The organism is Roseateles albus (assembly GCF_028595345.1).
GTDB classification, from domain to species: Bacteria; Pseudomonadota; Gammaproteobacteria; order Burkholderiales; family Burkholderiaceae_C; genus Paucibacter_A; species Paucibacter_A albus.
The window spans coordinates 186426-200013 of record NZ_JAQQXT010000007.1 but is presented as its reverse complement, the minus strand read 5'-3'; the positions used below and the strand labels follow the sequence as shown (position 1 = coordinate 200013).

The 13588-nt window shown below is 63.2% G+C and carries 12 protein-coding genes; 7 read left to right on the top strand and 5 right to left on the bottom strand.

Features of this window, described 5'->3' with window-relative positions:
• Nucleotides 1-124: 124 nt before the first annotated feature.
• The gene (locus tag PRZ03_RS13095) at nt 125-916 is read right to left on the bottom strand and encodes a substrate-binding periplasmic protein (RefSeq protein ID WP_273600702.1); all 792 of its coding nucleotides are present in this window, start codon (nt 914-916) and stop codon (nt 125-127) included.
• Between the two features lie 434 nt (nt 917-1350).
• Here PRZ03_RS13095 and PRZ03_RS13090 point away from each other — a divergent pair, with 434 nt between their 5' ends.
• On the top strand, nt 1351-4134 hold the full coding sequence (locus PRZ03_RS13090) for a sensor domain-containing diguanylate cyclase (protein WP_273600701.1): 2784 nt from the start codon (nt 1351-1353) through the stop codon (nt 4132-4134).
• A gap of 116 nt (nt 4135-4250) precedes the next feature.
• On the opposite strand, the gene aqpZ is transcribed toward PRZ03_RS13090, so the two are convergent.
• A complete protein-coding gene (aqpZ, locus tag PRZ03_RS13085) occupies nt 4251-4943 on the bottom strand; it encodes an aquaporin Z (protein WP_263532453.1) in 693 nt (230 codons plus the stop codon).
• Between the two features lie 292 nt (nt 4944-5235).
• Between aqpZ and PRZ03_RS13080 the strand changes: the two genes are divergently transcribed.
• The 4 genes from PRZ03_RS13080 to PRZ03_RS13065 all read left to right on the top strand — a co-directional run bounded on the left by PRZ03_RS13080 (nt 5236) and on the right by PRZ03_RS13065 (nt 9690).
• On the top strand, nt 5236-6117 hold the full coding sequence (locus tag PRZ03_RS13080; RefSeq protein ID WP_273600700.1) for a hypothetical protein: 882 nt from the start codon (nt 5236-5238) through the stop codon (nt 6115-6117).
• Nucleotides 6118-6203: 86 nt separating this feature from the next.
• Complete coding sequence (locus PRZ03_RS13075; protein WP_273600699.1) at nt 6204-7505, top strand: MFS transporter; 1302 nt, start codon at nt 6204-6206, stop codon at nt 7503-7505.
• Nucleotides 7502-9034: a glycoside hydrolase family 10 protein gene (locus tag PRZ03_RS13070; RefSeq protein WP_273600698.1), complete on the top strand. Its 1533-nt coding sequence runs from the start codon at nt 7502-7504 to the stop codon at nt 9032-9034. Before PRZ03_RS13075 ends, PRZ03_RS13070 begins: the two co-directional genes overlap by 4 nt.
• A gap of 209 nt (nt 9035-9243) precedes the next feature.
• Nucleotides 9244-9690: a hypothetical protein gene (locus tag PRZ03_RS13065; RefSeq protein ID WP_273600697.1), complete on the top strand. Its 447-nt coding sequence runs from the start codon at nt 9244-9246 to the stop codon at nt 9688-9690.
• Between the two features lie 4 nt (nt 9691-9694).
• Here PRZ03_RS13065 and PRZ03_RS13060 read toward each other — a convergent pair whose 3' ends face one another.
• Nucleotides 9695-10819, bottom strand: coding sequence for a DUF2332 domain-containing protein (locus PRZ03_RS13060; RefSeq protein WP_273600696.1), 1125 nt, complete (start codon nt 10817-10819; stop codon nt 9695-9697).
• 72 nt (nt 10820-10891) lie between these two features.
• Here PRZ03_RS13060 and PRZ03_RS13055 point away from each other — a divergent pair, with 72 nt between their 5' ends.
• Nucleotides 10892-11566, top strand: a complete 675-nt coding sequence (locus PRZ03_RS13055; RefSeq protein WP_273600695.1) for a Crp/Fnr family transcriptional regulator — start codon at nt 10892-10894, stop codon at nt 11564-11566.
• Here PRZ03_RS13055 and PRZ03_RS13050 read toward each other — a convergent pair.
• Nucleotides 11547-12377 carry a sterol desaturase family protein gene (locus tag PRZ03_RS13050; protein ID WP_273600694.1) on the bottom strand — a complete coding sequence of 277 codons (831 nt, stop codon included), beginning with the start codon at nt 12375-12377 and terminating at the stop codon, nt 11547-11549. The two genes, PRZ03_RS13055 and PRZ03_RS13050, sit on opposite strands and share 20 nt — an antisense overlap.
• A 77-nt stretch (nt 12378-12454) precedes the next feature.
• Here PRZ03_RS13050 and PRZ03_RS13045 point away from each other — a divergent pair, with 77 nt between their 5' ends.
• A complete protein-coding gene (locus PRZ03_RS13045; protein ID WP_273600693.1) occupies nt 12455-13042 on the top strand; it encodes a Crp/Fnr family transcriptional regulator in 588 nt (195 codons plus the stop codon).
• Between the two features lie 6 nt (nt 13043-13048).
• Here the strand turns inward: PRZ03_RS13045 and PRZ03_RS13040 are convergent, their stop codons facing one another.
• Nucleotides 13049-13558, bottom strand: coding sequence for a glutathione peroxidase (locus PRZ03_RS13040; RefSeq protein WP_273600692.1), 510 nt, complete (start codon nt 13556-13558; stop codon nt 13049-13051).
• Between the last annotated feature and the right edge of the window lie 30 nt (nt 13559-13588).

The following is a 13588-nucleotide window of genomic DNA, read 5'->3' as shown; positions in this document are numbered from 1 at the left end:
CTATTGATCTTGGCTCAAGCTGACGATCAAGCCACCGTTGGCCACCTGCACATCGATGGGGCGCGAGTAACTGGGCCAAGCCACTCAGACGTCCAAGCGACGGCGCGCAGGTCGGACCGAGTCTTCACAGCGGCTTCATTCCCGCTTCCAGTGTGGCCGCCGGGTAGACCTGGCTCAGCGCCTTCCACACCGCGCCGCTGCGTGCGGCTTCTTGAAGCATTTGGCGCAGGTGTTGGCGGTCGGCGGGGGCGAGTGACTTGTTCGAGATATAGAAGCCGGCTTCGCCCCAAGGCATCTCATTCAAGGGCTCGACGCGCCACTGCGCGGGCAGTGGCTTTGCGCCGCTGGCTTGCAGGCCATACAGGTTGGTGGTGTTGAGCACGGTCAGATCGGCATGCCCTTCCTGAAGTACGCGCACCAGGCTGGCGAGGTCGGCCTCCTGCTGCAGTCGGCCCTGTGCCCTGATCGCATCGACAAAACGGCGGTATTCGGCGCCAAAGTCAAAGCCGCGCACCACTGCGACGCGCAACTCCTTGCGCTGAAGAATGTCGTCCAGGGAACGCACAGCAAGCCGCTCGCTTGCAAGCGAAATCGCGGCGGCGCGGCTTTGAATCAGCGGCACGAACTCCCCCTGCAAGTCGCGCCGGTCAGAACGGGTGGCGGGCACGATCATGTCGGCCTGGCCTGTTTCGAACATCAACTCCAGGCGCGCGCGGGGTACAGGCTGGAAGTCAAAGTGGCAGCCATTTGCAAGTCCCAACTCACGCAGCAAGCTTGGGTAAGCGCCGCCCACCTTGCCGGCATCGATGGTCACACTCAACCCGACGGTGGTCACCGGCACCACAATCGTGCGCGAGCAAGCCGCGATGCACAAACCAGGCAAGCAAAGCAGCAGGGCAGTCCATGCGGATCGCATTGTGGGAATCTCCTCAGGCGGTCTTATGGATAGGAAATTCAACCGCCGCACAGCAAGTATGCCCGCTTGGTACCGTTGGTCCATCCAAAAAATCCCCTTGGCAAGGAATCCTCCACCTGGTTGAGACTTCTGGCAGTAAGCCGCCGTTGACCAAAACGGTTGGCGAACCGAGAGTCAGCTATGCGGCGCTTGTTCAAACTGTCGGCCTGGTGAAGGCCGGGACATTTTGAGGGCAGTGACTGAGGGCAATGACGGCTTGAAATGAATCTGATCGCATTGATCACCGATGGCCCTGAGGTCCGCAAGGCACAGGCGCATATCTGAGCCAAGTCTGAGGCCAAGCGCCTCAGCCAAGTGATAAGCTGGTCTTGCCAATGGGAATTCCGGATGGGGTACCCGTTCTAGGGTCGCCATACATGCTGTGGCGCGGTTGAATGTCCTATCCCTTATCCGTCACGCCAATGGAACTTTTCCTGACCGATGAAGTGTTCAACAAGCTGGAGGCCAAGGTCATTCAGGCGGGAGCCAAGGCCCTCTTGCCTGAGCGGATTGCACTAGCTTGGCATTTGCGTGAGCGCGATACGCAGCGCGCGCTGCGAATGGCCGAACAGCTGCTTGCGGAGTTGCCAAGTGAGCCCTCGTCTGCCGTGCTGCGCTTGCAACTGCTGCGGGCCGAAGTCCACTGGTTATTTGCCGATCTCGACGCCGCCGAGGCGCAAGCCCTAACGGTGATCCAACAAGCACAGCAGCAGGCCAAAGAGCAGGCCGATGTGCTGGTGCTGGTGATGGCCGATGCTTATGTGCTGCTCGCCATGATCGCTGGCGACCGCGGCGACCTGATCCAGCGGCGCGCCGGTTTCGACTCCGCAGCCGCTTTGGCGGCCGGCTGCGGGGACGAATTTCGGCTCGAGTTTGCCCAGCTAGGCGGTGCCCTCGCCGCGCTGCGCCAGGATTTAGTAGCGGCCGTCAATCAATGGTTGCCCCATGTACGGCGGCGGCTCAGTCAGCCCGCCCACCCCGCGCTGCACCTGATGTGCAATGAGTTCCTGACTTTTCAGGCCCTGCAGCAGTCGGACTACGCGACGGTCTTCCAGCTCTGCAGCCACACCGTCAGCAGCCTGGCGCGCGCCGGCATGGTCCGCCAAGTTGCGATGGCGATGACAACGATGGGAGTGGCATTCTCCAAGCTTGACGACCACAGCCAAGCGCTCGACTGGATGCAGCGCGCACTCGACTTGGCGCGCCCGCATGGCTGGCCCTTGGTGCTGGGCCTGGCCTTGCTGCAGTTCGGCCATGCCCAGCGCAAGCTGGGGGCGCTAGACGCGGCGCAGCAAGCTTTGGACGAAGGGCTGAACCTGCTCGCACCGCTGAGCAATTCGCGCGCCTATGCCTTTGGTCTGCTTTACCTGGCGGAGCTGCAGCTCGACCTAGGCCTTGCCGAAGCCGCGCTGCAAACTGCGGGTCGTTTCGAGCAGGCCGATCAGCCGCCTCGCCCCACCGAGCTGCGCCTGAGCGCGATGGAGGTGGCGGCGCTGGCGCTGTCCAAGCTGGGGCGCGCTGATGCAGCGCATGCCGCCGCCCAAAGCGCGCTGGCCCTGGCCGAAACAGCCAAATTGCCACTGCAGTTGTCGAATGCGCTGAGCACCCTGGCGATCTTGCACGGACGCCATCCTTTGCCCGCACCGGCGGGCATGCAGGCCGCCAGCCCGGCCTTGCATTACCTGCATTTGGCGTTAACGGCGTTTCCACCCGAACTGCGGCAAAGTGTGCCGCCCAGCCTCTACGACGCCATCGCGGCCGAATGCGCGCGACTGGGCGATAGCCATCAAGCCTATGCCTTCGGCCGGGAGGCACGGGCCGCCAGCGAGAGCGTGCACCGCCAAGATGCGACCAAACATGCAGTGGCCTCGGAGGCCAAGTTTCATGCCGAGCGCGCCGCCATGCTGAACGAAACCAGCACAACCTTGGAGCGCCTGAGCTTGGTCGGTCAGGAGATCACTTGCCAGCTGCAGGAAAGCGCGGTCTACACAACCTTGGATCGCCATGTGCATGGCCTGCTTAGCGCGCACTACTTCGCGGTGTTTTTACTGACGCCCGACGGCGAGCGGCTAAGCCTGAGCTATGGCTCGGAAGACGGGTTGCGGCTGGCCCCCTACGACGTGGCCTTGTCCCACCCGAGCGCCCACACCGTACGCTGCGCCTTGCTGCGTCAGGATATTTTTATTGATGTCGATCCGACGGAGCGGCCCGGCGTTTTGCTGCCGGCCACCCAGCCGACGCTCAGCGCGATGTTCATTCCGCTGCTGAGCGGCGAGCAACTGCTCGGCGTGATGTCGATTCAGTCCACACAGGCGCACGCCTATGCCGACCGCGAGCGCTTGATCTTCCGCAGTCTCGCCGCCTACGCAGCCATCGCGATCGCGAATGCGCGCAACTACCGCCAGCTCGAGGCCACGCTCTTGCGCCTGAATCAGGCGCAAGCTGAGGTGCATCAGAAGAATCTGGAATTGGAGTCCGCCTACCAGTCGCTCACCAATATCAGCCAAACCGACCCCTTGACGGGGCTGCGCAACCGCCGCTTCTTGGAGCTCAATATCAGTGCCGAGGTCAGCCTGACCCTGCGCCATTACCTCAACTGGCAGCGCCGGCAGGAAGCCGGCGAAGTGCCGCACACGAGCGGCCCGGCGGATGTGGATTTGCTGTTCTTGCTGGTCGACATTGACCATTTCAAACGTGTCAATGACAACTGGGGACACCCGGCCGGCGATGCAGTGCTGGTGCAAATGCGGGAGCGCTTGCAACAAGCCTGCCGCGACTCCGACTTCGTGGTGCGCTGGGGCGGCGAGGAGTTCTTGATCGTTGCCCGCTCGGTCAGCGCCTGCTCAGCGCATGTGATCGCGGAGCGCATTCGGGTCAGCGTGGCTCAGCGATCCTTTGAGATCGATGGCGCCGCCCCGCTGGCCTTGAGTTGTTCGGTCGGTTTCGCGGCGCTGCCGTTTATCGCCAGCCAAGCCGAGCGGCTGACTTGGCAAGAGGTGGTCGGCCTGGCCGATCAGGCGCTCTATTTGGCCAAGCATGGCGGACGCAATGCTTGGGTGGGTCTGGCCGCCACGCCCGCAACGGCGACTATGCTGTCTTTGAACTCTCTCACCCACGCGACAAAAGGCGCCGTGGAAGGCGGCTTTCTGCGGATCGAATCTGCCGCCAAAGCAGAATGATTTGAACCTTGGTCTCGGGCTTCGGCTGAGGGACCTGAGCTGCCGCCCGACCATCCCGTCGAGTTGCCCAGCAAAAAGCCGGCACAAGGCCGGCTTTGATGCAGTGCAATGTGGGCTTAACGCTTGTTGTCGCTGCCGACAAACTTGTAAGCGATCGCGCCCAGCACCGCGCCGGCGATCGGAGCGACCCAGAACAACCACAGCTGCTCAACAGCCCAGCCGCCCACATACAAGGCGACGGCCGTGCTGCGGGCCGGGTTGACCGAGGTGTTGGTCACGGGGATGCTGATCAGGTGAATCAGCGTCAGACCCAGACCGATGGCGATAGGGGCGAAGCCGGCCGGTGCGCGCTTGTCGGTGGCGCCCAGGATGATGATCAGGAAGAAGGCGGTCAACACCACTTCGGCCAGCAACGCGGCCTGCATATTGAACTTGCCGGGCGAGTGCTCGCCGAAGCCATTCGAGGCGAAGCCGCCGGCCAGATCAAAGCCGGCCTTGCCGCTGGCGATCAGATAGAGCACGCCGCCGGCCGCCAAGCCGCCCAGCACTTGCGAGACGATGTAAGGCAGCAGTTTGCCGGCCGGGAAGCGCCCGCCCACAAACAAGCCGATCGACACGGCTGGGTTGAAATGTCCGCCCGAGATATGGCCGACTGCATAAGCCATGGTCAGCACGGTCAGACCGAAGGCGAGCGAGACGCCGACAAAGCCAATGCCCAACTCCGGAAATGCGGCCGCCAAAACGGCGCTGCCGCAACCACCAAACACCAACCAGAACGTACCCAGAAACTCTGCGCCGTAAGCTTTCATATTTTTCCCTCTAAAGATGCTGAAAATCGCCGGACTCGGTTTTGCGTCAGTCCGGCGGCGCGCCATGATGCCGCAAAAACCGTGAAATTCGTCACGGGCCGACCCTTAGGCGGGCGAGTTTTGCCGAAAAAATCGAGAAAAAGTGGCGTTTCCCGCACCCCGAGGTGGCCTTATCCGATACCTCCTTTTTGGGGTTTGAAGTCTCGGCGAGCTTCTGGCCAAATCCGGCTGCGGCAAACAAGGAGGCACTCATGTCTCGCCGCCGCGACCTACTCGTCAAGGGAGACACAGCATGAATGTTCGTATAGCAGCGCGCTCACAAGGCGCAGACAGCTCGGTATCGACCAGGCTTTACGGCGCGGTCACGGTGGCGGCCTTGCTCAGCACTTTGCTGCTGAGTGCGTGCGGAGGCAGCATCGTCGATGCCATCGTCGATGACCTGACCTGCGCCGTGACCAACTGCAAAGATTCCGCGACGCTGAAAGTGGATGAGATCAGTCCGAAGTTCACGGTCACGCAGGAGAACGGCCAAGTCAAGGTCGAAGGCCGACTCGGCTACAGCGCCAACCTGATCACTGTGGTGCATCCCAGTGGCAACGACCATATGTCGGCCAGTGTTGGCAATCAGCGCCGTGATCTTGAGGACCAAGACGGCAAACGGACGAACTACAGTGTGTTCCTGGCCGACGCCAGTGAGCAGCCGATAGTGACTGCCAACTTTGTGCGCGGCAGCGAATTGCACGGCAGCACCGTCACCATGCCCAAGACCTTCAGCGTGCTGGTCCCGACCGGCACGCCGATGATTGGCCGCTCAAGCGGTAGATTCCTGGTGCAACTGAGTCAGCCCTATACAAACCAAATGGGGCTCAGCGTCAGCATGGCCTGCAAGCGCGCCGATGGCAGCAGCTTCGACAGCAAAAACGAGCCTCTCAGCAGCGCGCCTGAAGGCAATTTCTACCGCATCAGCACCTTGGACTTGGATGTGGCCTTGAATCGTGCCAGCGTCAATTTCAACCCCAACAGTCCTAACAACGCCCTGGTGCAGACTTGCGATTTGACATTTCAGTGGACGTTGAGCCAGACCGGCACGGTCGCTTCGACGCTGAATCGCCATAGCAGCATCGTGGCCGAGCGCCGGGTCAAACATACGGCGACTTACGACGCGCGGCTATGAAACCGGCAACGCGCAAGTAAGTAAAGGCGCAAGAGCCGCCGGCGGGCAGGGCGGCATCGATGCCGGCACAGGCTAAAGTGCGGCCCATGCCTGAGAACCGCACATTGAACTCCGAGCGCCGGCCCTGGTCCTGGATCCCCACGCTCTATTTTGGCCAAGGCCTGCCCTATGTGGTGGTGATGACGCTGTCGGTCATCATGTACAAGAATCTCGGCCTGTCCAACACCGAGATCGCGCTGTACACGAGCTGGCTCTACCTGCCCTGGGTGATCAAGCCGCTGTGGTCGCCCTTGATTGAACTCTTGGGCCTCAAGCGCGGCTGGATCGTGGCCTTGCAGTTCGTCATTGGTGCGGCGCTGGCGCTGGTGGCGCTGAGCATCCCGAGCACGCGCAATGTGCAGTTGACGCTGGCGATGTTCTGGTTGATGGCTTTTGCCTCGGCCTCGCATGACATCGCGGCGGATGGCTTCTATATGTTGGCGCTGAACCAGCGCAGCCAGGCCGCGTTTGTTGGCGTGCGCTCCACCTTCTATCGCCTGGCCAATATTGGCGGTCAGGGGGGCTTGGTGTATCTGGCCGGTGAGTTGCAGGAGCGCACAGGCAGCATGACGCAGGCCTGGAGCACGGTGTTCTTTTTGCTGGCGCTGATTTTCGTGTTGCTGGGCAGCTATCACCAACTGATGCTGCCGCGCCCGGCCAGCGATGTGAGCGGCCAGGCCAGACGCAGTGGCAATGACTTCTGGCGCGACTTCATCGCCGTCTTTGCCGAATTCTTCCGCAAGCCCGGCATCGTGATCATCATTGGGTTCTTGCTGCTTTACCGTTTCCCCGAGGCGCAGTTGCTCAAGCTGGCCACACCGTTCTTGCTTGATCCGGTGACGGCCGGCGGCTTAGGCCTATCGACCAAACAGGTCGGTATTGCTTATGGCACGGTTGGCCTGATCGCGCTGACCTTGGGTGGGCTTTTGGGCGGCTGGGTGATCTCGCGCATCGGGCTGAAGCGCGCGCTCTGGCCCTTGATTTTGTCCATGCATGTGCCGAACGTCATGTTCTTGCTGATGGCTCTGAGCATGCCGCACGATTTGCTTGTTATCAGCGCGGCCCTGGCCGTCGAACAATTTGGTTATGGCCTGGGCTTTACCGCCTACCTGATGTTCATGATCTTGGTCGCCGACGGCCCCCACAAGACCGCGCATTACGCAATCTGTACCGGTTTCATGGCGCTGGGCATGATGATCCCGGGCATGTGGAGCGGCTGGCTGCAGCAGCAAATGGGCTACGTCTTGTTCTTCGTCTGGGTGCTGGTGGCGACCTTGCCCTCCTTCGGTTTGGCTGCCCTGGTCAAGATTCCGACCGACTTTGGCAAAAAGGCGGAGCAGGGCGCATGAGTTTGCAGCGCCGCTCACTGCTGCTGGCCGGTGCGGGGCTGAGTGCCTGCGCACCCTTGCCCAGAGTGGGCGTTGGGGTCGGGTCAGGCCCCAAGCTTGTGGCGGAGGCGGCCTTGCCGGCATTGGCGCCGCCCGCACCACGAGAGTTCCGCGCCGCCTGGGTGGCCACCGTTGCCAATATTGACTGGCCCAGCCGCAAAGGCCTGAGCAGTGCCGAGCAGCAGGCCGAAGTCCTCGCTATCCTGGACAAGGCCGCCGCGCTGAAACTCAATGCCATCATCTTGCAGGTGCGCAGCAGCGCGGATGCGATCTATGCCTCCGAGCTGGAGCCTTGGAGCGAATACCTGAGCGGCACGCAGGGCCAGGCGCCCGAGCCTTTTTATGATCCGCTCGAGTTCTGGGTCAGCGAGGCGCATAGCCGCGGCATGGAACTGCATGCCTGGTTCAACCCCTTCCGCGCCCGCCAAAGCGGCGCCAAGTCGGCCACCGCGCCGCTACACCTGAGTCGCCGCCAGCCGGGCTTGGTGAAGAGCTATGGCGATCAGCAATGGATAGATCCCGGCGAGCCGGCTGCCGCCGCGCATACGCTGGCCGTCATTGCTGATGTGCTGCGGCGCTATGACATTGACGCCGTCCATATCGACGATTACTTCTACCCCTATCCTGTGGTCGAGGCCAATGGCAAGCAGGAGCTTGACTTCCCCGACGAGCAGGCCTGGGCGCGCTATGTTCAAGCCGGCGGCAGCTTGGAGCGCGCCGATTGGCGCCGCAGCCATGTCGACCGCTTGGTGCAAGACATTTACCAGCTGCTGCGCCAGACCAAGCCCTGGGTGCGCTTTGGCATCAGCCCCTTTGGCCTGCCCAAGCCGGCGCTGCGCCCGGCGGGCATCGCCGGCTTCAGCCAATACGACAAGCTCTATGCCGATGTGGAGCGCTGGCTCAGCGAGGGCTGGTTGGACTATCTGGCGCCGCAGCTGTATTGGCCGATCGCTCAAAAGCCGCAAGCCTTTGGCGTGCTCTTGGAGGCCTGGCATGGGCTTAACCCGCAAGGGCGCCACATCTGGCCTGGCCTGTTCACCAGCAAAGTCACCGACAAGGCTGACAGTTGGCCGGTGCAGGAAGTTCTGCAGCAGATTGCCCTGCTGCGCCAGCAGCGCCCCGGCAGCGGGCATGCGCACTTCAGCATGGTGGCCTTGCTACAAAACCGTCGCGGCCTGTCCGATGCCTTGATGGCCGGGCCCTATGCTGAGGCCGCCTTGGTGCCGGCATCACCCTGGCTGAGGGCGCAGGGCATGGCAGCCCTTGCGGTGGCCGAGCCGCGCCTGACGGTGGCCGGCGAGCAGCAACTGCAAATCCAGCTCGGCGGCGCACAGCGCCATGCGGTCTGGCTGCTTTACGGCGAGCGTTGGGAGCTGCGCCTGGCCGGCGAGCATCTGACGGTCGTGTCCACCGGCCTGAGTGGCCTGGTGGTGTCGGCGCTCGGGCCCAATGGGCTGGAAGGGCCGCGCCTGGGCTGGCGCCTGCAATAAGGCAGGTCTCTAGGGGCGTATTGCATCCTGCGGCTGCCGCAGTTCATCGCCGATTCCGGCTTTCCACCCCGCTAAAACAGACGCTCGTCATTTGCCGCTGGGAAGGGCCGCGCCGTGCACCTATTCTGAACCCAGATCAGCAGCTGCCAGGCGCCTTCAACAAAGCGCAAGCGGTCGCGTCTAGCCCCGATGAACACAAGGAGTAACTCATGAAATACACGTCATCTATCAAAGCCGCTTTCGCACTGGCCTTCACCATGACTTTCGGCACCGCCATGGCCGCAGCAAACGCCCCGGTTGAGATGCAACGCGTTGAAATCGCCGGCCAAAAGTCGGCCGATATTGCCCGCTTTGATGTGCAGACCGCCTGCCCCGCGATTGCGCAGAATTTGAAGGCCGAGTTGGGCAAGTCCTTTGACCGCCACCAAGCCGCCGGCGTGGTCAAGGTGCAATTCCGCCTGCAAGGCGATCGGATCAATTCGGTTGACGCTTTCGGCGGCCCGGTCGAATACCGCCATCCGGTGCGTCGGGCGGTGCGTGAGCTGGCGTGTGCGGACAAGAGTGGCGGCAATCAGCTCTATGCCTTCGAGCTGAGCTTCTCGCAACCCAAGGACGACAAAGATGGCGATCGCGTCGTCGCCATGCTCAGCAAGTAATGCCTTAGTCAGCTGCAGTGGTGGGCTGTAGGCCCAGCCATTGCAGCCAGGCACCATGCGGATGTGACCAGGCCAAGGCCACTTGCCTGGTCGCGTCGCCGTCGGCCCATTGCAAGGTCCACAAAGTTGAGGCTGTAGCGTTGCGGGCCAGATTCGGCAATGCGAGTCCGCTGGGACGCAGCGCGGGCGCTTCGGCGCTGAGCCAGATCAAACCATATTGGCGCTGCAGGCTCGCCACGCGTTGGCGAAACTCGGCCAAGGCGGCGGGCTCGAAGTAAGCCAGCACCCAGCTATTGAACAGCACTGGCTGTACTTGCGCCGGCAGCTTTCTCAGCCATGCTTCCAGCAGCGCCAGGCAGTCATCCGCTTGCTGCAGCGCGTGCTGGCTTTGGCGCGCCTGCGTCAGCGCTTGTTGCAGGCGCTGCGCGCGCACGAGGTCATGTGGCCACAGGCAGGCGGCCAGCCAGCGCGTGGCAGCTGCATCATAGATGTCGATCGGAGCCGGGTCGGCGCCGAGTCGGTGGCTCAAGCGCCAGCGGCCTGCTGCCGGAAGTAATAACTCGCCAAGCAAGCGGCAATCTATCGATGGCCGCTGCGGCTGCGGGTCAGCGCCCAGACAGAAGCTGGCGTCATGGGTGAGGTAGCGGTAGTGATAAGCGTCCACCCCCAGATTCAAACCAGCGCTGCTGCCGAGGTCGAACAGCGCTAGGTCTGGCTTGCCGTTCATCGTCGCGATCTGCTGCAGCGCCGGCCAGAGGATGGCGCAGCGGCCGATCTCATTGGTCTGCGTGCCGCGTGTCTGCATATGAATCGTTAACTCGGCGGCTTGGCTGCGGGCAAAGTCCTGCAGCAAGGCCGGCAGTTCTTCGTCGGGCAAGCGCGTGCCGCCTACGCTGGGGTAATAGCCGGCAAGCGGATGCTTGATGCCCGCCAACACCCGCTCATGCAGCGCCGCCAACAGCAGATTGGGTTTGGCCTGCGTGGCCGGCGCGTGAACCATCAGCGCCAGCAACTCGGGCTGCTCGGCCACCGCTTGGCAGATCGCCACATAGAGCGGGTCTTGCGGGCACTCGAGGGCGGCAAAACGGCGGAACTGCTCGGCCCAGCGGGTTTGAGTGTGCTTGTCCATGGCTCAAGTGTGGCGCCAAGGTCTGCGACAAAATGTCGGGTACCCGACAAACTCGCAGAAAAGTGACCGCCCATGTTGCTGGAATCCTTGAGCGAACTGCTGCACAGCAATTTCCCCCATGTGGCCCTGCCTGCTCCGGAATTGGCGGCCCTGTCCAAGCTGGTCGGCACGGCTAGGCTGCCGCGCGGTCGCAGCTTGTTTTTGCAGGGTCAGGCGGCGCCGGCCTTTTACGCGGTCTTGAGTGGCGAAATCGAGGCGCGCTTTTGCGGCCTGGGCGGCGAGGTCTCGGTGTTGGAGCATGTGCAGCCGCCGCGCCTGTTCGGCTTGGCTGCTTTTGCGTCAGGCCAGCCCAGCAGCTACGAGGCGGTAGCGCGTCAGACTACGCAGCTGCTGGTGTTCGGCCCGGCTGCTTATGAGTTGTTGATGGACCGCGTGCCGGGATTTGCGCGTGCGCTCTTGGCCGAGTTTGCGCAGCGCTATGACGGCACTTTGCGCTTGCTGGAGGCTTCGCGCCACCGCAGCGCGGCCGAGCGTTTTCAATTGGCCTTGGCGCAGCTGACGCGCGAGCGTGGCCTTGGGATGCTCGATGCCGAGGGCGGCGTGAGTGTCAAAGCCAGCCAGGCCGAGTTGGCGGCGCTGGCCAATCTATCGCGCCAGACCGTCAACCAGTTGCTGGCCCAGGCCGTCGCGCGCGGCGAGTTGCGCTGCGGCTATCGCAGCCTGTGGGTCAAGCCACGAGCGTATTAGTCGCCATCTCGGCCTGCCGCGCATACAGGCCCAACTGCTTGGGCTGCGCCCTAGGGCGCCGCAGGTAGCTGCCGAAGAGTTGGTCCCACAGTGGGATCGCGGTGCCATAGTTTTGCGCCTCGCCTTCGAGCGCGCTGTGGTGCCAGCGGTGCAGCTCGGCGCTGCCGATGAGCCAGTCCAGCGGCCCTAAGCTGCCGCGAATATTGGCGTGCACGGCGGCCCCTTGCACCTGTATGAACAAGGCCGCCCACAACATCACCTGCGGCTCAAAACCCAAGAGTAGCCATGGCAAGACCCGCGCCAGCTTGTTCCAGATCACATTGAGCGGATGAGCCAGCACGCTGTTGGCGGCATTGAGCTTGGCCGGATGGTGATGCAGCGAATGGATGCGCCACAGCCAAGGCCGGCTATGGGCCAGGCGGTGCAGGGCAAACGGCCCCAGCTCGCCCAAGGCAAGGGCCAAGGGCAGGGCCAGTAGCGGCGGCAGCTCAGCGGCCCAGCCAGGCGTGGCGTGGTATCTCGCCCAGTAGATGCCCAGGCCCATCAGCAGCGCGCTGGCCAGCGCCTCGGCGACGGCATTGATGCCCAGAAACGCCCCGTCGCGGGCCAGCTCGGCCGGCAGTGCCTGCCAGGGCTGATGCTGCGGCAGCCGTCGCTCCCACAGCATCAGCCAGAGCAGCGCGCCCAGGGTGCCGGCGCCCAGCACGGCGTCGGGCGACCAGCCGGCTGCGGCCGTCAGCGCCGCGTAGGGCCAGAGCGCCAGCAGCAACAGTAAATGAGGCCAGTTGAAGGAGCGGAGTCGGGTCTGCATGGGGCTTGGGCACAAAGAAGTGTAGGGCGAGGCTGCATGCTCGGCTTAAACCTGCGTGCATGCATTAACCTCGGTTCATGAACTCAATTTGCCCCGCTTGCGGCCCCGAACTGCTTTCCTTCTTGCATCAGTCGCCCGAACGCCTGCAGCGCTGGCAGGCCCTGCCACGCCGGCAACTCAAGCGTGGCGAATGCTTGCTGCGTGCCGGTGAGGTGGCACCGGCCCTGTGGTTGGTGGAGTCGGGCTTGCTGCGCGGCCACTTTCTCGACGCCGACGGGCGCGAGCGCATTCATGCCCTCTACCCCGAGCTGCAATGGCTGGGCCTGCCCGGTGCCGCGCAGCCCAGCCCCTACACGCTGGAAGCGCTGGAGCGCAGCCAGTTGGTCGTCTTGACGCCTGCCGAGCTGCGCGACTGGCAGCTGCTTTGGCCCGGCATTGGCGAGCTGCTGTGGCAGGCCTTGGCGGTACAGGTGCGCCGCCTGACTGAGCGCCAGCAGCAATGGCTGATGCTGGACGCGAGCGCGCGCTACCTGGGTTTTCTGCGCGACGAGCCCTCGCTGGCCCGGCGCCTCAAGCTCAAGGACGTGGCCAGCTACCTGGGCCTGACGAATGTGGCGCTGTCACGCATTCGCCGGCGTTTGGGGGCCGCGCAACTTGGCGCTTAGCGCTGATTAGTCCTCCAGCAGCGCGGCCTCAATATCGGCGCGCATCGACTCCGGCGTGTCATTCGGCGCATAACGCTTGAGTACCTTGCCATGTCGGCTGACCAGGAATTTGGTGAAGTTCCACTTGATGGCCTTCAAGCCAAGGATGCCGGGCTTTTCGGCCTGCAGCCATTGCCACAGCGGGTGCGCGTCGGCGCCGTTGACCTTGACCTTGGCCATCATCGGGAAGGACACACCGTAATTGAGTTCACAAAACGAGGCGATCTCTTCATTGGCGCCGGGGTCCTGGCCGCCGAATTCGTTGCTCGGGAAGCCCACCACCACCAGGCCCCGCGCGGCATAGTCTTCCCAGAGCTGTTCCAGACCTTTGAACTGCGGCGTGAAGCCGCAGGCGCTGGCGGTGTTGACGATCAACAAGACCCGCCCCCGCTGGCTGGCCAAATCGGCCGGCTTGCCGTCGATGGACACGGCATGGAAGTCGTAAATACTTTGGTCCTTGATGCTGCTGTTAGACATGGCGGCCCTCCAAAAGTTCAGGCGTGGATA